The sequence below is a fragment of the Streptomyces sp. NPDC059142 genome (assembly GCF_042755665.1).
Lineage (GTDB): Bacteria > Actinomycetota > Actinomycetes > Streptomycetales > Streptomycetaceae > Streptomyces.
Genome location: NZ_JBHZDA010000085.1, coordinates 1 through 19,024 on the forward strand (window position 1 = coordinate 1; position 19,024 = coordinate 19,024).

Sequence of the window (19,024 nt, forward strand, 5' to 3'; positions counted from 1 at the left end):
GAGCCGGGGGCCGCGGCGGCGCCCGGCCCGGCCGCGGTCCCCTGCGGCGGCGTGGCGCCGTCGGCGGCGCCCTCGGACGAGGCGGACGAGGCGGACGCACCGGACGAGGCGGCGGAGACGGACGCGCCGGACGAGGCGGACGTGCCGTCCGCCGGCCGGTCCGCGGCCCGGTCCGCCTGCCGGGCGCCGCTGACCGTCGTGAAGGTGTAGCCCTTCGCCTTCATCTTCGCGATGTACCGGGGCAGCGCCTTCAGCGTCTGCGTACGGTCGCCGCCCGCGTCGTGGAAGAGCACCGCCGCGCCGTCGCCGTCCTTCGGCGTGGCCCACTTGATGATCTTGTCGACGCCCGGTTCCTGCCAGTCCTCGCTGTCGGTGTCGATGAAGACGCTCGTGTACCCCATCGCGCCGAGCCGCTGGTAGACCGGCCAGCTCTCGTTGTCGATCGCGTCGTTCTTCGAGGAGTACGGGGCCCGGAACAGCGTGGTCGTGATCCCCGCGGCGCCCGCCAGCGCGAGCTGGGTCTGGGCGATCTCCCGTTTCACGCGGGCGGCGCTCTGGTACGAGAGATCGACGTGCGTGAAGGTGTGGACGCCGACCTCGTTCCCGTGGTCGACCATGTCCTTCACCACGCCCGGATAGCGCGAGATCATCGAGCCGATGAGGAAGAACGTGCCGGGCACGTCCTGGTCGTCCAGGATCTTGAGGACCTTCTCGGTGTACTCGGGGTCCGGTCCGTCGTCGAAGGTCAGCACGATGGTCTTCTCCGCGACGGACTCCGTACGCGCCCGGCCGCCCTCGAAGCTCAGGATCGGGCCGCCGTCGACCACGCTGTCGGGGACCTCGCTGTTGCTCGCGTCGGAGCGGACCCGCTGGTCGCCGCCGACCTCGGAGCGCAGATAGCCGTCGAGCAGCAGCACGCTGACGAGGCCGACCAGGAGGAGCACGGCGAAGACCACCCGGGGCTTGGGCAGCGCCTGGCGGCCGACGCGCTCGATACGGGTGGGGGTGGCGTGCCGCCGCTTGGCCACGGTGGGGCGGGTGGGGCCGGTGGGGGTCTGGGGCATCGGCTCAGCCGTCGCTGCCGGTGGCGGCGGACACCGGGGCCGAGGCCGAGGCGGACGCCGAAGGGGCCGCGGAGACCGGGGCCGTGGGTGGCGCCGTGGGCGGGGCCTCGCCCGCCCCGGGCGGCGGGGCGCCGCCCGGCGGCCCGTACCCCGCGCCGCCCTCGGCGGCGGCCGGTCCGCCGTCGAACGGCAGGATCTGCGACGGGCTCAGCGAGATCCCGCCCATGAACGCGAGCCCCAGAACGGCGACATACCCGAGGGTGACGGCGCCCAGCGCCATCCCGGCGCGGCGCAGCAGGCGGGCCCGGCGCCCGGAGGCGTCCACGAAGACGGGACCCTCCTGGGGGCGGCCTGCACCGCGTTTACGGCGCCGGTCCGGCCGGGCCGGCCGGACCTGGGGTTCCTCAAGGGCGGGATCAGAATGCATGCGAGCAGATTGGCCACCCTTTATGTGCGAAACCTGTGCCTGCGAGGACGCGTTCCTATGAATTCTTTCTTTTCCTGTCAGCGAGCTGAGAGGGATACGACCGGACGATCATCCTGAAGTCCGATGAGGTTTATGAACGCGCTGCTGGGAATGGGGGGTTACGGATGTCCACCCCATCGGCGCTCTCGAACTGTGGGCTCCGTCACCATATTTCCGTATGGGAGGCTCCTGCCGTCCGGCGCGTTCTTCCGGGAACACGTCCTCTTTCGGGAACACATCGGGGACCACACGAGAGCGGGGGTATTTCTCCATGCGGAGTTCACGGAGTTCACGGAGTTCACGGAGTTCACGGAGTTCACGGAGTTCACGAGGTGCACGGGCCGCCTGGGCCGCGGGACTGGCCGCGCTCGCCCTGGCCTGCGCGTCCTGCTCGACGGGGACGGCCGCCGACGCCGGGGCCGACCGTAACGGAGGCTCCCCGCCCGGCCGTACCGCCGCTCCGGCCACGGCCTTCGCCCCGTACGTCAGCGCCACGACCGCCGCCCCCACCGACGGGGCAGGCTCCCCCGACACGTACAACCTGGCCTTCGTCGTCACCGGCGGCGCCGGGAGCTGCACCCCGACCTGGGGCGGTACGGCGGCGTACGACAGCGCGGCCGTCAAGGCCCGGGTCGCGGAGCTGACGGCGTCGGGGGCCGCCGTCCGGGTCTCCTTCGGCGGTGCGGCGGGCACCGAACCGGCGCTCGGCTGCGACGGCGTCGACGCTCTCGTGGCCGCCTATACGAAGGTGCTCGACGCGGTCGGTGCGACCAGGGCCGACTTCGACATCGAGGGTGACGCGCTGTCCGACAGCGCCTCCGTCGCCCTGCGGAACAAGGCGATCGTCCGGCTCCAGGAGGAGCGGGGGCTGGATGTCACGTACACCTTGCCGGTGATGCCCGACGGGCTGGAGAAGAGCGGTGTCGCGCTGCTCTCCGACGCGGCGGAGCGCGGTGTGCGGCTCTCCGCCGTCAATGTCATGGCGATGAACTACGGGTCCTCGTACACCGGGAACATGGCCACCTACGCGGAGCGGGCGGCGCGCGCGGCCCATGGCCGGATCGCGTCCACGCTGGGGCTGTCGTCGGCGCGGGCCTGGCAGGCGCTCCACATCACGGTGATGGCGGGCGTCAACGATGTCGCCGGGGAGACCTTCACCCTCGCGGACGCCGCGCGGCTGCGCCGTTTCGCCCGGGAGGAGGGGGTGGGGGCGCTCTCGATGTGGGCGACGTTCCGGGACCGGGCGTGCGCGGACGGGGTGTCGACGGCCACGGCGTCCGACGCGTGCAGCGGTGTCGAGCAGACGGCGGGGGCGTACGCCGAGGCGCTGGCGGGCTGATCCCGCTGCCCGAGTACCGGCGGCTGCTGGGCAGCCGGTCGCGCACCTCGACGGCGAGTACGTCACGGGTGACGCCGTCGGGGTGGACCAGGGCGAAGCGCCGGCCGTCGGTGGGCGGGATTCGGGGTCAGGCGCGGCGGTGCACCAGCCGGCCCGCGCACACCGTGGCGAGACAGCGCCCGTCCGCGTCGAACACGGCGAGGTCCGCGCGGGCGCCCGGCCCGGTGATCGCGGGGTGCCCGGCGGCCGGCAGGACGAGGACGCCCACCCGCGCGGCGGCCGCGCGCAGCGCCGGATCCTCCCGGACATCCGCGTCGAGCACCGCGACCGCGCCCCGCTTCAGGACGGCGTGGATCCGCTCGCGCGGGCTCGGGGCGTCGGGCAGCGGCCCCACGTGGACCCGCCCGGGGCCGAGGGCGCCGGCCCACCTCCGTACCCGCGCGGCGGGGAACCGTACGCGCAGCTCCTCGTACGTACCGACCGCGACGATCCGGTCCCGGCCGACGACCACGGCGCCGTCCGTGAGCGGCGCGCCGGCCTCGCCGTGGCGCTCGGCGCCGCTGTGGCGCTCGGCGTCGTCGTGGCGCTCGGCGTCGTCGTGGCGCTCGGCGTCGTCGTGGCCGTCCGCCTCGTCGCGGCCGTCGGCGTCGCTCTCGTCCCACGTGTACCGGAGCACGTCGGCCACGTGCAGGGTCTCCACCTCAGCGCCTCACAGAACCCGGTCCGACGGCAGGTCAGTTGGTGGCGATGAGCTTCAGCTCGGGGTGGGCCGTGCCGCCCTCGATCGCCGTCGACGAGATGTGCGAGGCGACGCGCTCGTCGACCGGGTCGTTCGCCGGGTCGTCGTGCACCACCAGGTGCTCGTACGTCGTGGCACGCTGCGCCGGGACGCGGCCCGCCTTGCGGATCAGATCGATGATCTCCATCCGGTTGGAGCGGTGCTTGGCGCCCGCCGAGGAGACGACGTTCTCCTCCAGCATGATCGACCCGAGGTCGTCGGCCCCGTAGTGCAGGGAGAGCTGGCCGACCTCCTTGCCGGTGGTCAGCCACGAGCCCTGGATGTGGGCGACGTTGTCGAGGAAGAGCCGGGCGATCGCGATCATCCGCAGGTACTCGAAGAGCGTGGCCTGCGTGCGGCCCTTCAGATGGTTGTTCTCGGGCTGGTAGGTGTACGGGATGAACGCGCGGAAGCCGCCCGTCCGGTCCTGTACGTCGCGGATCATCCGCAGGTGCTCGATGCGCTCGGCGTTGGTCTCGCCCGTACCCATCAGCATCGTGGACGTCGACTCGACACCGAGCCCGTGCGCGGCCTCCATGATCTCCAGCCAGCGCTCGCCGGACTCCTTGAGCGGCGCGATCGCCTTGCGGGGCCGCGCGGGCAGGAGTTCGGCGCCCGCGCCCGCGAAGGAGTCGAGACCGGCGGTGTGGATGCGCTGGATGGCCTCCTCGACGGAGACCTGGGAGATCCGGGCCATGTGCTCGATCTCGGAGGCGCCGAGGGAGTGGATGACGAGCTGCGGGAACGCCTGCTTGATCGCCGCGAAGTGCTTCTCGTAGTACTCGACGCCGTAGTCCGGGTGGTGGCCGCCCTGGAACATGATCTGCGTACCGCCCAGTTCGACGGTCTCCGCGCAGCGGCGCAGGATGTCGTCGAGGTCCCGGGTCCACCCCTTGGCGGTGTCCTTGGGCGCGGCGTAGAAGGCGCAGAACTTGCAGGCCGTCACGCAGACGTTGGTGTAGTTGATGTTCCGCTCGATGATGTACGTCGCGATGTGCTCCGTACCGGCGTACCGGCGGCGGCGTACGGCGTCGGCCGCGGCGCCCAGCGCGTGCAGCGGCGCCGAGCGGTAGAGGTCGAGGGCCTCCTCGGGGGTGATGCGCCCACCCGCGGCGGCACGGGCCAGAACGGACGTGAGGTCGGCCTTCTCGGTCACCGGGGCGGGTCCTTCCCAAGGGGGTGTCACGACCGATTCAGCCTACGCCAGGCTCCACGGTGGTCGGCGGGCGCCATGGCCGACGGGTGTCGGCGCGCACCGCTCACTCCTTGGTGAGGGTCCCCTGCGGGGTGCCCGCGCCCTCTTCGGCGGACACGTAACGCACGGTGGTGCCGGAGGTGCGCGTGAACGTCAACTCGGCGGTACCGCCCGTGGTGCACAGGGACTGTGTGCCCCGCCGGGAGTCGTCCGTACGCTCCTCGACGCGCAGCACCTCGGCGGTGGCGGAGACGAGCTTGCCGACGCCGAAGCACTCCACGGTCTTGCCGAGCACGGTGATCCGGGTCGTCGTACGGACGATGTCCTCGCCCTGCGTGCCCTTGACGAACACGGCGGTGAGGGTGCCGTGCGGCAGTCCGCTGCGCTCGGTGACCGGCCCGCTCCAGGTGCCGACGAAGAACTCGGGCACCCCGGCGGTGGCCCCGTCGGCGGGGTCGCGGGTGGCGGGGGTGGTCCGGGACGGGCGGCCCGCGGCGTCCCCGGTCCCGCCGCCGGACGAGGTGTCGCGGAGCTGCTCCACGAGGAGGGTGCCGCCGACCGTCACCGCGGCGAGGACGCCCGCCACGGCGAGGGCGACGGTGCAGCTCACCCGGCGCACGGGGCGGCGGGGCGCGGCGCCGGGCGCGTGGGTGGCGTCCGTACCGGAACCGTCCCCGGGGGCGGGGTGCGTGCGCAGATCGGCGGAGACGGAGAAGGTCCGCCGGGCGTCCTGGCCGCCGGGGGTGCCCGGGGTGCCCACGGTGGGCGGGGAGGCCGGCGGCGGTGTGTGCGGCATCGGCAGCGGGACGGGCGGGCCGAAGGAGCCGAGAGGAGTGCTGAGCGGGGTGCTGGGAGGGGTACCGAGAGGGGTGCCCGGGGACGAGCCGGAGGAAGGGCCGGTGAGGGGCGGACCCCCGACGGAGGCGCTGCTGAAGGGCACCGGGCCCGTCTGCACCGGCCCCGTCTGCACCGGGCCGGTCTGCGCCGGGCCGGTCTGTACGGGGGCGGAGCTTCCCGCGTCCGCCTGGCCGGGTTCGGGGTGCCCGGACGCGTCGGGGCCGTACCCCGCCGTCTCCAGGTCCAGCAGCCGCACCACCGCCCGGCTGACCTCCTCGACCAGCGGCCCCGGCAGCCAGCCGCCCGCCACCAGCGCCCCCGCCCCGTCGGCGGCGAGCAGCCGGCCGATCTCGGCGGGGGCGGGGCGCGTCGCCGGGTCCTTGGCCAGGCAGCTCTCGACGACCTCCCGCAACTCGCCCCGCAGCGCGCCGAGATCGGGCTCCTCGTGCACCACCTTGTAGAGCAGCGCGGCGGCCGAGGTGTCCCCGGGGAAGGGGCTCCGGCCGGTCGTCGCGTACGTGAGGACCGCGCCCATCGAGAACACGTCGGCCGCGCCGGTGACGGCCCGGCCGAGTATCTGCTCGGGCGCCATGTAGCCGGGTGAGCCGACCGAGACGCCCGTCGAGGTGAGCGAGACGGTGCCGCCGTCGGTGGCGCGGGCGATGCCGAAGTCGATCAGCCGGGGGCCGTCCAGCGCGAGCAGGACGTTCGACGGCTTGACGTCCCGGTGGATCAGCCCCAGGGCGTGGACGGCCGTCAGCGCCTCCGCGAGACCGGCGCCCAGCGCGCGTACGGAGCTCTCGGGCAGCGGCCCGTGGCCCGCGACGGCCTGGGTCAGCGAGGGGCCCGCCACATAGCCCGTGACCACCCACGGGATGTCCGCGTCCGGGTCCGCGTCCAGCACGGGCGCCGACCAGCGCGGCCCGCCGGGGCCGGTGCCGACCCGCCGGGCCGCGTCCACCTCGCGCCGGAACCGGGCCCGGAACTCCTCGTCCGCCGCGTAGCGCGGGTGGACGGCCTTGACCGCGACCGTACGGCCGCCCGCCGAGCGCCCGAGATAGACGCGGCCCATCCCCCCGGCGCCCAGCCGCCCGAGCAGCCGGTACGGGCCGATGGCCGGCGGATCGCCTCTGTCGAGCGGCTGCATGCCGTCCCCCCTGTCGAAGGCGTGCCTCACGGCGTGCCCTTCGTCCCTGTGGGAAGCACCTTAGGAGTCAGGGTCCCCGTGGGAAGCACCCTAGGAGTCAGGCGGTCAGCAGTTCCACATGCACATCGGCGGGGAACCCGGTCGTCGGTCCCGTCCGGCGCGCGAACTCCGCCACCCCGGCGAGCTGGTCGGGGCCGAAGCGGAAGTCGAGCGTCGTGAAGTACCGCTCCAGCAGTTCCGCGTCGAAGGTCTCCCAGCGCGCGGCGTGCTTGGCGACCGTCGCCACCTCGACCAGGGAGAGGTCCCGGGAGGCGAGGAACGTCCGGTGGACCTCCCGTACCAGCTCCGGCTCGCGCGCCAGATACTCCTTGCGCGCCGCCCAGACCGCGAAGACGAACGGCAGCCCGGTCCAGTCCTTCCACATCTGCCCCAGGTCGTGGACCTGGAGCCCGAGCCGGGGCGCGTCGTGGAGCGAGGCGCGCAGGGCCGCGTCCCCGATGAGGACGGCCGCGTCGGCCTCCCGCATCATCAGACCGAGGTCCGGCGGGCAGGTGTAGTAGTCGGGGCGTACGCCGTACTGCTCGCTCAGCAGGAGCTGGGCCAGCCGTACCGAGGTGCGGGACGTGGAGCCGAGGGCGACACGGGCGCCGTCGAGCTGGTCGAGCGGCACCTGCGAGACGATCACGCACGACATGACGGAGCCGTCGCAGCCGACCGCGAGATCGGGGAAGGCGACGAGATCGTCGGCGTTGCGGAGGAATTCGACGAGGGTGACCGGGGCGATATCCAGCTCCCCGCGCACCAGCCGTTCACTGAGCTTCTCCGGAGTGTCCTTCGTCAGTTCCAGATCAAGAAGGGATCCGGTCCTGGCGAGCCCCCAATAGAGCGGCAGGCAGTTCAGGAACTGGATATGGCCGACGCGCGGCCGGGTGCCGCGTCCGCCGTGGCCGCCGGCTCCGCCGTGGCCGCCGCCGTCGCCCCCGGCGGGGCCGGGCGCACCCGCCGCCGCTGCCGCCTCCCGTGTCTCCGCTGTCGCTTCTGCCGCTGACTTTTCCTCTGGACTGTCCACAGCGTGAGGCTAGACCCGTGCCGTACGGGGAAGTGCTCCGGGGGCGGAGAGCGGGGCCGGTGTCGCCCGGCCGGCCACCCCTCGGAGGCCCCTTGACCACCCCTCGGAGGCCCCTTGGCGGCCCCGATTCGTCAGCACGTGGGGCCCTTATACAAACGTCCGGGTGAAGTGATCTTTCCCTCTACCGCTGCGCACACGGTGCGTGCTAGGCTCGCCGCAAGTTGCAGTTTGGTTTCCCTTGCAGTACAGAGCCTGCGGAGCATGTGACCCGCAGGCTTTTGTAGTTTTCAGACTTCTTTGCAGGTTCTGGAGCAGGGCAACCCTTTGGCCCAAGGAGGGCTTATGGCTACCGGAACCGTCAAGTGGTTCAACGCTGAAAAGGGCTTCGGCTTCATCGCCCAGGACGGCGGCGGCCCGGATGTCTTCGTCCACTATTCCGCGATCAACGCAAGCGGCTTCCGTGCCCTTGAGGAGAACCAGGTAGTGACCTTCGACGTCACTCAGGGTCCGAAGGGCCCGCAGGCGGAGAACGTCACCCCGGCCTAGTTGCCAGGTCCGGCGATCGCGGACGTCTTACACGCAGTACCCAAGGAGCCCTGCTTCTCCCACTCGGGTGGGGGAAGGCGGGGCTCCTGCCTTTACCCCCCGCCTGCCCCGCCCGCCCCACAGAATTCCCAGAAGGCCCGGAAAGAACATCTGTTCGCCGTATACAACCCTTCCGGGTGCTTTACGTGTACAGCTCGGCTTACGTGTACAGCTCGGCTATCTCCGCCGCGAAGTCCTCGGCGATCGCCGCCCGCCGCAGTTTCAGGGTGGGCGTGAGATGGCCCGCCGCCTCCGTGAAGTCCACGTCGAGGACGCGGAAGCGGCGGATGGACTCCGCGCGGGAGACCAGGCGGTTCGCCTCGTCGATCGCCCGCTGGAGCGCGGCGCGCAGCTCCTGGTCATGGACGAGGGCGGCGAGCGGCGCGCCCTGCTTGCCCCGCATCAGCCGCCAGTGCGCCAGGCCCTCCGGCTCCAGCGTGATCAGGGCGACCGCGTAGGGGCGGTTGTCGCCGACCACCAGACACTGGCTGACCAGCGGGTGGGCGCGCAGCCAGTCCTCCAGCGGCGCCGGGACGATGTTCTTGCCGCTGGAGGTGATGATGACGTCCTTCTTGCGCCCGGTGATCGTCAGATAGCCGCTCGCGTCCAGCGCCCCCAGATCCCCGGTGGCGAACCAGCCGTCCGCCGCGCCCGGACCTGCCGCCACGCCCCTCTCCCGGTCCGTGCCCGCCTCCCGGTCCGTGCCCGCCTCCGGGTCCGGCTCCAGGGTCCGTACGGCCTCGCCGCGCTCCGCGTCCCAGTAGCCCGCGAAGAGATGGGCGCCGCGCAGCAGCACCTCCCCGTCGTCCGCGATCCGTACGGAGGTGCCGGGCATCGGCCAGCCGACCGTGCCCAGCCGGGGCCGGAGCGGCGGGGTGACGGTCCCCGCCGCCGTGGTCTCGGTCAGCCCGTACCCCTCGAAGGTCACCACCCCGGCGCCCGAGTAGAACGCGGCGAGCCTGCGCCCGAGCGGGGAGCCGCCGCAGATCACGTACTTCACCCGGCCGCCCAGGGCGGCCCGGATCCGCCGGTAGACCAGCGGTTCGTACAGCGCGCGCAGGGCCCGCAGCCCGAACGAGGGGCCGGGCCCCTCGCCGTGTCCTGCCGCCTCGACCGCCGCGCCGTACGCCTGGGCGATCCGCGCGGCGCGGTCGAAGGAGGCGCCGCGGCCCTTACGCTCCGCCGTGGCGCGGCCCGTGTTGTAGACCTTCTCCAGGACGTACGGGATGGCCAGCAGGAACGTCGGCCGGAACCCCGCCAGGTCGGCGAGCAGGTCCTCGGTCCTGATGGAGGGCGCGTGGCCCAGCCGGACCCGGGCGCGCAGACAGGCGATCGCGACCATCCGGCCGAAGACATGGGAGAGCGGCAGGAAGAGCAGGGTGGACAGCGTGCCGGACGTGTCGGACGGGGTGGACGGGTTCAGCGGGGTGACGGAGGCGATCCCGTCCGGCGGGAGCGGCCCGTCCGACGGGGTGGCCGGGGCGTACCGCTCCTGGCCCGGCGCCTTGAAGACCGGGTGCAGCAGCTCGATCGCGTTGTCCACCTCGGCGAAGAAGTTGCCGTGCGTGAGGACGCAGCCCTTGGGGCGCCCCGTGGTCCCCGAGGTGTAGCTGACGGTCGCGACGGAGCCGGGGCCGAGGGCCGCGCGCCGTACGGTGACCTCCTCGTCCGGGATGTCCCGGCCCGCCGCGCACAGGGTGTCCACGGCGCCCTTCTCCACCGTCCACAGCCGGGTGAGTCCGGGCAACCGGTCCCCCTCCTGACGGATCAGCCGCGCCTGTATCCCGTCCTCGACGACACAGGCCACGGCGCCGGAGTCCTGGAGGATCCAGCGGACCTGGAAGGCCGAGGAGGTCGGGTAGATGGGGACGGTGACCAGCCCGGCGGCCCAGGCGGCGAAGTCCAGGAGCGTCCACTCGTAGGTCGTACGGGACATGATCGCGAGCCGGTCGCCGGGGAGCAGTCCCTCCGCGATCAGCCCCTTGGCGACGGCCAGCACCTCGGCGGCGAAGGCGGCGGCCGTGACGTCCTGCCACAGGGCGGCGCCGCCGTTCCTGCCGCGCGCCGGTGCCGCCCCGGCCCGCTTGCGGCTGATGACGACCGCGTCGGGCGCCTCACGCGCGTTGTCGAAGGGGATGCCGGCGAGCGAGCCACGCCGTACGGGCCGCGCGAGCGGCGGTACGGAGACCTCTCTGACCACCCCGTCCTCCCACACCTTCGCCGGTTCGACCAGCGGCGGTACGGAGAGCGGTACCGGCAGCGGTACGGGTACGGCGGTGGCGGGCAGGACATCGGCTGGCGGGGCGTCGGACACGGGGGTGCTCCTCGTTCGGCCTTGCTGTGCTGGCGTTACCGGTGATGCGCGGGCCGGGCGCGTTCGAGGATCGCGGTCACGCCCCGGCCGCCGCCCGCCACGATGATCGCCCGGAGCCCGGTGCCGTGCGCCCGCGGGATGCCGTACGCGGGCGTCCGCCGGCCCCTGCCCCTCCAGCGACGTTACTGATCGTCACGGTACGACCGCGCAGGGAGTCGGGACAACGGCCGACCGCCATCTGCACTTCTCCGGCACAGCACCATGCCGGTTCCTCACCGAAAAACCCGGAGTCGCACGGCTGTTGACGGTGCGTCGGGTGCGGGAGGGGTGTGCGCGCCGTCGATGACCCGGCGTCCTGGGGAACGTTTCGCGTCCGGTGCGCCACGCCCCGACGCCGCCCGGCCGGGGGCTGTCCGACGCCGGGCCGGCGCGGACGCCGACGCCCGGCGGGGCCACCGTGAGGACACAGGTGGCGCGGATCTTCGCCAGGCGGGGCCCTGAGCCTGGCCCTGGCCCTGGCCCTGGCCTCGGACCCTAGGGAACGTCGTGACGGGGGAACGCCGTCACTGGACGGCGCCGTCCTCCTGCGCCCGGTTGGCCTCCAGCCGGGCCTTCGCGGTGTCGACCTTGCCCACGATCTGCTCGGACATGGCGTCGCGCTGCTTGCGCAGCAGGATGAAGCTGAGCGGCGCGGAGATGACGATGGCGAGCAGCAGCACCCAGATGAAGTTCGAGTCGCCGAGCCCCTTGGGCAGTACGCCGACCTGGACCAGTCCGGCGACGACGACGAAGCTGGCGACGAAGATGCCCAGGCGCATCGCGGTGTACCGGAGGGTGGCGCCTGTCTTCACAGCGGTCACAGCGGGCCTTCTCTCTTCTTCCAAATGGGCGAAAGGCGTACCGACAGTGAAGCACGCACCGTTCAGCGCCGGTCCAGCGGGAGCAGCATCGTGATGTCGTCGCGGTCGTCGCCGGGGGCGACCCTGATCGCGTCCGGCACCCGGCCGACCTCCTTGTAGCCGCAGGCCGCGTAGAACGCGTCCGCGCCGGTGCCGCCCCGGCAGGTGAGCCGTATCGACTCGATGCCCCCGACGGAGCGCGCCGCGTCGGCCGCCGCCGCCATGAGGTCGCGGCCGTACCCCCGGCCCTGGTGCCGGGGGTGGACCATCACCGTGTAGAGCCAGAGCCAGTGGCGCATCAGCCGGTGGGTGTTGAGGGTGAGGAAGGCCACCGCGGCGACGGCGCCCTCCTCGTCGTACCCGACCAGCAGCCGGGTGCGGCCCTCGGCCATCGCCGCGAAGTGCTTGACCAGCTCGGGACGGATGTCCTCGGCCGTCACCGGCGGGACGAATCCCACCGCGCCGCCGGCGTTGGAGACGTCCGTCCACAGGGCGAGGACCCCGTCGCGCAGGGCGCGGTCCACCGCCGGATCCAGCTCGAACGTGAGCGCCATCGGAAACCCCGTCTCAGACCCGCATCGCCTGCGGGGTCTCGCGGCGGTCCTGGTCCGGGCCCGGGTACTCGCGGATGATCTCGTAGCGGGTGTTCCGCTCGACGGGGCGGAAGCCCGCGTCGCGGATGAGGTCGAGCAGATCCTCACGGCCGAGCTTGTTGGGCGTGCCGTAGTTGTCCGCGTCGTGCGTGATCTTGTACTCGACGACCGAGCCGTCCATGTCGTCCGCGCCGTGCTGGAGGGCGAGCTGCGCCGTCTGCACGCCGTGCATCACCCAGAAGACCTTGACGTGGGGGACGTTGTCGAAGAGCAGCCGGGAGACCGCGAAGGTCTTCAGCGCCTCGGCGCCGGTCGCCATCGACGTCCGCGCCTGGAGGCGGTTGCGGACCTTGCCGTCCTTCATGTCCACGAAGTCGTGCTGGTAGCGCAGCGGGATGAAGACCTGGAAGCCGCCGGTCTCGTCCTGGAGTTCGCGCAGCCGCAGGACGTGGTCCACCCGGTGCCGGGGCTCCTCGACGTGTCCGTACAGCATCGTGCAGGGGGTCTTGAGCCCCTTCTCGTGCGCGAGGCGGTGGATGCGCGACCAGTCCTCCCAGTGGGTGGCGTGGTCGACGATGTGCTGCCGGACCTCCCAGTCGAAGATCTCGGCGCCGCCGCCGGTCAGCGACTCCAGGCCGGCGTCGATCAGCTCGTCGAGGATCTCGGAGGCGGAGAGCCCGGAGATCGTCTCGAAGTGGTGGATCTCGGTGGCGGTGAACGCCTTGAGGGAGACCTGGGGCAGGGCCTCCTTCAGCGCGCTGAGCGAGCGCGGGTAGTACCGCCACGGCAGCGTCGGGTGGAGGCCGTTGACGATGTGCAGCTCGGTGAGGTTCTCGCCCTCCATCGCCTTGGCGAGACGGACGGCCTCCTCGATGCGCATCGTGTACGCGTCCTTCTCGCCCGGCTTGCGCTGGAACGAGCAGTACGCGCACGACGCGGTGCACACGTTCGTCATGTTGAGGTGCCGGTTGACGTTGAAGTGGACCACGTCGCCGTTCTTACGGGTCCGCACCTCGTGGGCGAGACCGCCGAGCCAGGCGAGGTCGTCCGACTCGTACAGGGCGATGCCGTCCTCGCGCGTCAGCCGCTCACCGGCCAGGACCTTGGCTTCCAGCTCGCGCTTGAAACCCACATCCTGCACAGACGCAGTCATCAGGCCGCCTCCCATACGTCTACCAATCGGGCCTGTCGAGCCTACGCCCTCCGACCGACAGTCCCCGAGGCGGCCCTCGGTCGGTCCCCCGGTCGGCGCCACGGTCAGTCCTCGGGGAGTTCGCCCACCCGGTTCTCCCACTTCGTGGAGAGCACGATGGTCGTACGGGTCCGGGAGACGCCCTTGGTGCCGCTCAGCCGCCCGATCGTCTTCTCCAGGCCGTCGACGTCGCTCGCGCGCACCTTGAGCATGTACGAGTCGTCGCCCGCGATGAACCAGCAGTCCTCGATCTCGCCGAGGTCGCGCATCCGGCGCGCCACGTCCTCGTGGTCGGCGGCGTCGGAGAGCGAGATCCCGATCAGCGCGGTGACCCCGAGGCCGAGCGAGGCGGAGTCGACGGTGGCGCGGTAGCCGATGATGACGCCCGCCGCTTCGAGACGGTTGATGCGGTCGGTGACGCTGGGGCCGGAGAGCCCGACGAGGCGGCCCAGCTCCGCGTACGAGGCTCTGCCGTTCTCCCTGAGGGCCTGGATGAGCTGCCTGTCCACGGCGTCCATATGCCTGAAACCTTCCATTATTCAGCGATCCCGCAAAGATATAGAGAGAATCTAAGGCACGAAGAGGCGAAGTCCTGCGAATTTGCCAAATGATCAGAAGAATGATCAGCCGTGGCGCAGCCCGTCGTCCGGTCCGCCGCCCCGCTCACGAGAGCCCCCCAGCTCTCCCTCCCAGCGCCGGTACAGCCCGTGCTCCACCCCTGCCGCGTCCAGCACCCGCCCGGCGACGAAGTCGACCAGGTCCTGGATGTGCGTCGCCCCCGCGTAGAACGCCGGTGAGGCGGGCAGCACCACGGCGCCCGCCCGGTCCAGCGTCACCAGGTGCTCCAGCGTCTGTCCGTTCAGCGGCGTCTCCCGTACGGCGACGACCAGCTTCCTGCGCTCCTTCAGCGTGACGCTCGCCGTCCGCTGGAGCAGGTCCTTCGAGAGCCCGAGCGCCACCCCGGCCACGCACGCCGTCGAGGCGGGCACGATCAGCATCCCCTTCGAGGGGTACGAGCCGGAGGACGGCCCGGCCGCCAGGTCCCCGGCGGCCCAGTGCCGTACGTCCGAGAGGCCGGACGCCCGCCCGCCCGTGAAGGTCCCCGGCTTGCCGTCGGCGCCGCGCGCCAGCCAGGCGGCCAGGTCCTCCCGCCAGTGCGCGTCCCGGAAGGCGATGCCCGTCTCGTCGAGCAGCGTCAGCCGGGACGCCCTGCTGACGACGAGGTCGACGCTCTCGCCGGCCGCCAGCAGCCCGCGCAGCACGGCCGCGGCGTACGGCGTCCCGGACGCGCCGGAGACCCCGACGATCCAGGGCCGCCTGGGCGCGGGCGGGCTGTGGTGGTCTGCGTTCGATCCGGGTTTCACGGCTCCGAGCCTATCCGGCGGCCCCGGTCAGGAACCGACGGCCGGGTCCCGGACGTTCTCCGCAGAAGGGAGCACATGGACCACCGTGGACCACAGGGGGCCTGCGATGCCGTACTCACCCGTCGGACCGACCGCCTCGACCGCCTCGACCCCGCGTACCCGCGCCGACCGCGTGAAGGGCGCCGCCGCGCTGATGCTCGGGTGGGTCGCGCTGCTCTGGGTCCTGGAGGCGGTCAACGGCGCCACGGGCTCGCTGAGCACGTACGGGCTGAGCCCGCGCGAGATCGGTGAGCTGCGCGACGTCATCCCGATGGCGTTCCTGCACCACGGCTTCGACCATCTCGCGTCCAACACCGTGCCGCTGCTGGTCCTCGGCTTCCTCGCCGCGCTCAACGGGCTGCGGCGGTTCGCCGCCGTCGTCCTGACGATCATGGTCGTCGGCGGACTCGGTGTCTGGCTCACCGCCGCCGACCACTCGGTCACGGCGGGCGCCTCCGGCGTCGTCTTCGGACTGCTCGGCTATCTGCTGGTCCGCGGCTTCGTGGACCGCAGCGCGGTGGACATGGTGACCGGTCTGCTGGTGCTCGCGGTGTACGGCTCGACGCTCTGGGGCGTCCTGCCGACCAACCCGGCGGTGAGCTGGCAGGGCCATCTCTTCGGGCTGATCGGCGGGGTCATGGCCGCCTTCATGTTCCGCAGGAGGCCGCCGGCGAACGAACTCATAGGCTGAGCGCGTGCCCGCGGGCCGTGCGCCCGCGGGCCGCTCGCCTCAGAGCGTGAGGCCCCGCACCAGCAGGTCCAGCAGCGCGCAGACGAACAGGGCGATCCCGATGAACCCGTTCACCGAGAAGAACGCCCGGTTCAGCCGCGACAGGTCATGGGGCCGCACGATGGTGTGCTCGTAGAGGAACGCGCCCACGACGATCACCAGCCCGGCCCAGAAGAACGCCCCGGCGCCGGTGGCCAGCGCGTACCAGACCAGCAGCGCCGTCGTCACGGCGTGGCACACGCGCGCCCCGTACAGCGCCCCCGGGATCCCGAACCGCGCCGGTACGGAGAGCACTCCGTGCGCCCGGTCCGCCTGCACGTCCTGGCAGGCGAAGATCAGGTCGAAGCCGCCGATCCAGATCCCCACCGCGAGGCCCAGGATGACCGCGTCCCACGACCAGGACCCGGTGACGGCGAGCCAGGCGCCGACGGGGCCGATCGCCTGGGCGAGACCGAGGATGGCGTGCGGGTAGTGCGTGAACCGCTTCCCGTACGGATAGACCACCATCGGGATCACGGCGATCGGCGCGAGCGCGAGACAGAGCGGGTTGAGCGCCGCCGCCGCCCCGAGGAAGACGACGACGGCGATCAGCGCGCCCGTCCACGCGGACCGGACGGAGACCGCGCCGGTCACCAGTTCGCGCCCCGCCGTGCGGGGATTGCGGGCGTCGATCTCGCGGTCGATGATCCGGTTGCACGCCATCGCGAACGTACGGAGCCCGACCATCGCGACCGTGACCAGCAGCAGCCGGCCCCAGTGCACGTTCCGGTCGAGCTGGAACATCGCGGTCAGTGCGGCGATGTAGGCGAAAGGCAGCGCGAAGACCGAGTGCTCGATCATCACGAGGCGCAGAAACGCCTTCGTCCGGCCCGGCTGCGGTACTGCCGCCGCTGCGCTGGTCACAGCCCGTACTCCCTCCACCGGCGGTCGACTTTCGCCGCCGTCTGCGGGTCGGACTCGACCATCTCGGGCCAGCCGCCGTCCCGCGTGTACCCCTCCTCGGGAAGCTTGCGCGTCGCGTCGATCCCCGCCTTGCCGCCCCAGAACTGCTGGTACGACGCGTGGTCGAGATGGTCGACCGGGCCCTCGACGACGGTGAGGTCGCGCGCGTAGTCGGTGTTGCCCAGCGCCCGCCAGGACACCTCGTGCAGATCGTGCACATCGCAGTCCGCGTCCACGACCACGATCAGCTTGGTCAGCGACATCATGTGCGCGCCCCAGATGGCGTGCATCACCTTCTGCGCGTGTTTGGGGTACTTCTTGTCGATCGAAACGATCGCACAGTTGTGGAACCCGCCCGACTCCGGGAGGTGGTAGTCCACGATGTCCGGCACGATGATCTTCAGCAGCGGCAGGAAGAACCGTTCCGTCGCCCGCCCCAGCGGCCCGTCCTCCGTCGGCGGCCGGCCGACCACGATCGACTGGAGCAGCGGCCTCTTCCGCATCGTCACACAGTCGATGGTGAGCGCGGGGAACTCCTCCTGCGGGGTGTAGAAGCCGGTGTGGTCCCCGAACGGGCCCTCCGGCAGCGTCTTCCCCGGCTCCAGCCACCCCTCGATGACGACCTCGGCGTTGGCCGGGACCTGGAGCGGCACGGTCTTGCAGTCGACCATCTCGATCCGCCGGCCCTGCACGAACCCCGCGAACAGGTACTCGTCGATGTCGCCGGGGAGCGGCGCGGTGGAGGCGTACGTGACGGCGGGCGGGCACCCGAACGCGATGGCGACCGGCAGCCGCTCCCCGCGCTTGGCCGCCACCTGGTAGTGGTTGCGGCTGTCCTTGTGGATCTGCCAGTGCATCCCGATGGTGCGCCGGTCGTGGCGCTGGAGCCGGTAGAGCCCGAGGTTGCGGACCCCGGTCTCCGGGTGCTTGGTGTGCGTCAGCCCGAGGTTGAAGAAGGAGCCGCCGTCCTGGGGCCAGGTGAAGAGCGCGGGCAACTGGTCGAGGTCGACGTCGTCACCCGTGAGAACGATTTCCTGGACCGGCGCGTCCTTGATCTTCTTCGGCGGTACGTGGGCCATCGCGCCGAGCTTCCCGAACGCCTCGCGCACCCCGATGAAGCCCTGCGGCAGCTCGGGCTTGAGCAGGCCGCCGATCTTGTCGCTGATGTCGCTGTAGGACTTCAGCCCGAGCGCCTTGAGGAGCCGGCGGTCCGTCCCGTACACGTTCATCGCCAGCGGCATCGAGGAGCCGCGCACGTTCTCGAAGAGCAGCGCGGGACCGCCGGCCTTGTTCACCCGGTCGACGATCTCCCCGACTTCCAGGTACGGGTCGACTTCGGCCTTGATGCGCTTGAGGTCGCCGTCGCGCTCCAGCGCCCGGAGGAGCGAGCGAAGATCGTCGTAAGCCATGCCGTCCAGTATCGGCTACTCGGTACGCTGGACCTGTCACGGGGGCCGCGATCCGGTCTCGAACTCCACGAGCAGGGGGAGCGCCATGCTTCGGGTGCTGATGATTCTGGTGCCGCTGGCTCTCAGCATCTACGCGTTCATCGACTGCATCACCACCGAGGAGCAGGAGGTCAAGTACCTCCCGAAGCCGATCTGGGCGATCCTGGTGCTGCTCTTCCCGCTGGTCGGTTCGGTGGCCTGGCTCATCGTGGGACGGGAGCGCAGGACGGCGCCGCGCGGCGGCGGCTGGGTGGCCCCTGACGACAACCCCGACTTCCTGAAGTCCCTCAAGGACCGCAAGGCCACGGACGGGACCGATGGGACCGACGGGTCCCGGGACAAGGCCGGGGCCGCCGAGGACGACGACTCCGCGCACCTCCAGCGGTGGGAGGCCGATCTGCGCCGCCGCGAGGAGGAGATCGAGCGCCGCGAGAAGGGCGGCGGCAGCGCGGACGACACCCCGCCGAAGCCCTGACGGCCGTGTACGGGGCCGACGGCGCCGACGAGGCGCGGGCACGGGCGTGGCTGGCGACCGCCGTCGAGGAGGCGCGGGCCGGGCTGGCCGAGGGCGGTATCCCGATCGGCGCGGCGCTGTACGGCGCGGACGGGACGCTGCTCGGCCGGGGCCACAACCGGCGCGTACAGGACGGGGATCCGTCCCTGCACGCGGAGACGGCCGCCTTCCGGGCCGCGGGGCGGCAGCGCTCGTACCGGGGCACGACGATGGTGACGACGCTCTCGCCGTGCTGGTACTGCAGCGGGCTGGTACGGCAGTTCGGGATCTCCCGGGTGGTGATCGGGGAGGCGCGGACCTTCCACGGCGGCCATGACTGGCTCGCGGAGCACGGCGTGGAGATCGTGCTACTCGACGCGGCGGAGTGCGTGGCGCTGATGCGGGAGTTCATCGGGCGCAGCCCCGGACTGTGGCACGAGGACATCGGCGAGGGCTGAGCGGCGTTCCGGCCGCCCGCACAGATGACGAGGCGGGGGGGGGGGGGGGGGGCGCGCGGGCGCGGGGGGGGC

The 19,024-nt window shown here is 72.0% G+C and carries 19 protein-coding genes; 5 read left to right on the plus strand and 14 right to left on the minus strand.

From position 1 onward, the window contains the following. Window positions 1–1,064, minus strand: a 1,064-nt coding sequence (locus tag ACFXPK_RS25390) for a polysaccharide deacetylase family protein (RefSeq protein WP_385078913.1), incomplete at its 3' end; no start/stop codon positions are given. Window positions 1,065–1,068: 4 nt separating this feature from the next. Continuing rightward, on the minus strand, window positions 1,069–1,491 hold the full coding sequence (locus ACFXPK_RS25395) for a hypothetical protein (protein ID WP_385078916.1): 423 nt from the start codon (window positions 1,489–1,491) through the stop codon (window positions 1,069–1,071). Between the two features lie 310 nt (window positions 1,492–1,801). Here ACFXPK_RS25395 and ACFXPK_RS25400 point away from each other — a divergent pair, with 310 nt between their 5' ends. Continuing rightward, entirely contained in the window at window positions 1,802–2,869 is a 1,068-nt protein-coding gene (locus ACFXPK_RS25400) for a chitinase (protein WP_385078919.1), read from the plus strand. A gap of 127 nt (window positions 2,870–2,996) precedes the next feature. Here the strand turns inward: ACFXPK_RS25400 and ACFXPK_RS25405 are convergent, their stop codons facing one another. From ACFXPK_RS25405 to ACFXPK_RS25420, 4 genes are all read right to left on the minus strand, one after another. Further along, window positions 2,997–3,569: a hypothetical protein gene (locus tag ACFXPK_RS25405; RefSeq protein ID WP_385078922.1), complete on the minus strand. Its 573-nt coding sequence runs from the start codon at window positions 3,567–3,569 to the stop codon at window positions 2,997–2,999. A 34-nt stretch (window positions 3,570–3,603) separates the two neighbouring features. Next, window positions 3,604–4,803, minus strand: coding sequence for a cyclic dehypoxanthinyl futalosine synthase (gene mqnC / locus ACFXPK_RS25410; protein WP_385078925.1), 1,200 nt, complete (start codon window positions 4,801–4,803; stop codon window positions 3,604–3,606). Between the two features lie 103 nt (window positions 4,804–4,906). Continuing rightward, window positions 4,907–6,826: a protein kinase gene (locus ACFXPK_RS25415; protein WP_385078928.1), complete on the minus strand. Its 1,920-nt coding sequence runs from the start codon at window positions 6,824–6,826 to the stop codon at window positions 4,907–4,909. Between the two features lie 97 nt (window positions 6,827–6,923). After that, entirely contained in the window at window positions 6,924–7,736 is an 813-nt protein-coding gene (locus ACFXPK_RS25420) for a menaquinone biosynthetic enzyme MqnA/MqnD family protein (RefSeq protein WP_385001391.1), read from the minus strand. Window positions 7,737–8,237: 501 nt separating this feature from the next. Between ACFXPK_RS25420 and ACFXPK_RS25425 the strand changes: the two genes are divergently transcribed. Beyond that, window positions 8,238–8,441, plus strand: a complete 204-nt coding sequence (locus tag ACFXPK_RS25425) for a cold-shock protein (protein WP_365814426.1) — start codon at window positions 8,238–8,240, stop codon at window positions 8,439–8,441. 199 nt (window positions 8,442–8,640) lie between these two features. Here ACFXPK_RS25425 and ACFXPK_RS25430 read toward each other — a convergent pair whose 3' ends face one another. The 6 genes from ACFXPK_RS25430 to ACFXPK_RS25455 form a co-directional block, all read right to left on the minus strand. Continuing rightward, a complete protein-coding gene (locus ACFXPK_RS25430; protein ID WP_385078954.1) occupies window positions 8,641–10,767 on the minus strand; it encodes an AMP-dependent synthetase/ligase in 2,127 nt (708 codons plus the stop codon). A gap of 590 nt (window positions 10,768–11,357) precedes the next feature. Continuing rightward, a complete protein-coding gene (locus tag ACFXPK_RS25435; protein ID WP_385001373.1) occupies window positions 11,358–11,654 on the minus strand; it encodes a DUF4229 domain-containing protein in 297 nt (98 codons plus the stop codon). 62 nt (window positions 11,655–11,716) lie between these two features. After that, entirely contained in the window at window positions 11,717–12,247 is a 531-nt protein-coding gene (locus ACFXPK_RS25440) for a GNAT family N-acetyltransferase (RefSeq protein WP_385001376.1), read from the minus strand. A 13-nt stretch (window positions 12,248–12,260) separates the two neighbouring features. Further along, the gene (gene mqnE / locus ACFXPK_RS25445) at window positions 12,261–13,439 is read right to left on the minus strand and encodes an aminofutalosine synthase MqnE (protein ID WP_385001379.1); all 1,179 of its coding nucleotides are present in this window, start codon (window positions 13,437–13,439) and stop codon (window positions 12,261–12,263) included. Window positions 13,440–13,543: 104 nt separating this feature from the next. Further along, window positions 13,544–13,996, minus strand: a complete 453-nt coding sequence (locus tag ACFXPK_RS25450) for an Lrp/AsnC family transcriptional regulator (RefSeq protein ID WP_384924618.1) — start codon at window positions 13,994–13,996, stop codon at window positions 13,544–13,546. A 105-nt stretch (window positions 13,997–14,101) separates the two neighbouring features. Beyond that, entirely contained in the window at window positions 14,102–14,842 is a 741-nt protein-coding gene (locus tag ACFXPK_RS25455; protein ID WP_385001382.1) for a UbiX family flavin prenyltransferase, read from the minus strand. 193 nt (window positions 14,843–15,035) lie between these two features. Here ACFXPK_RS25455 and ACFXPK_RS25460 point away from each other — a divergent pair, with 193 nt between their 5' ends. Then, complete coding sequence (locus ACFXPK_RS25460) at window positions 15,036–15,572, plus strand: rhomboid family intramembrane serine protease (RefSeq protein WP_385078957.1); 537 nt, start codon at window positions 15,036–15,038, stop codon at window positions 15,570–15,572. A gap of 39 nt (window positions 15,573–15,611) precedes the next feature. On the opposite strand, the gene mqnP is transcribed toward ACFXPK_RS25460, so the two are convergent. Both mqnP and ACFXPK_RS25470 read right to left on the minus strand, forming a co-directional pair. Continuing rightward, entirely contained in the window at window positions 15,612–16,514 is a 903-nt protein-coding gene (gene mqnP, locus ACFXPK_RS25465; RefSeq protein ID WP_385078932.1) for a menaquinone biosynthesis prenyltransferase MqnP, read from the minus strand. Next, window positions 16,511–17,962: a menaquinone biosynthesis decarboxylase gene (locus tag ACFXPK_RS25470; RefSeq protein WP_385001388.1), complete on the minus strand. Its 1,452-nt coding sequence runs from the start codon at window positions 17,960–17,962 to the stop codon at window positions 16,511–16,513. Before ACFXPK_RS25470 ends, mqnP begins: the two co-directional genes overlap by 4 nt. 85 nt (window positions 17,963–18,047) lie before the next feature. On the opposite strand from ACFXPK_RS25470, the gene ACFXPK_RS25475 reads away from it, so the two are divergent. Continuing rightward, window positions 18,048–18,476 (plus strand): PLD nuclease N-terminal domain-containing protein, encoded by a 429-nt coding sequence (locus ACFXPK_RS25475; RefSeq protein ID WP_385001400.1) that lies wholly within the window; start codon window positions 18,048–18,050, stop codon window positions 18,474–18,476. Beyond that, entirely contained in the window at window positions 18,473–18,952 is a 480-nt protein-coding gene (locus tag ACFXPK_RS25480; protein ID WP_385078960.1) for a nucleoside deaminase, read from the plus strand. The genes ACFXPK_RS25475 and ACFXPK_RS25480 overlap by 4 nt, the downstream gene beginning before the upstream one ends. Window positions 18,953–19,024 lie beyond the last annotated feature (72 nt).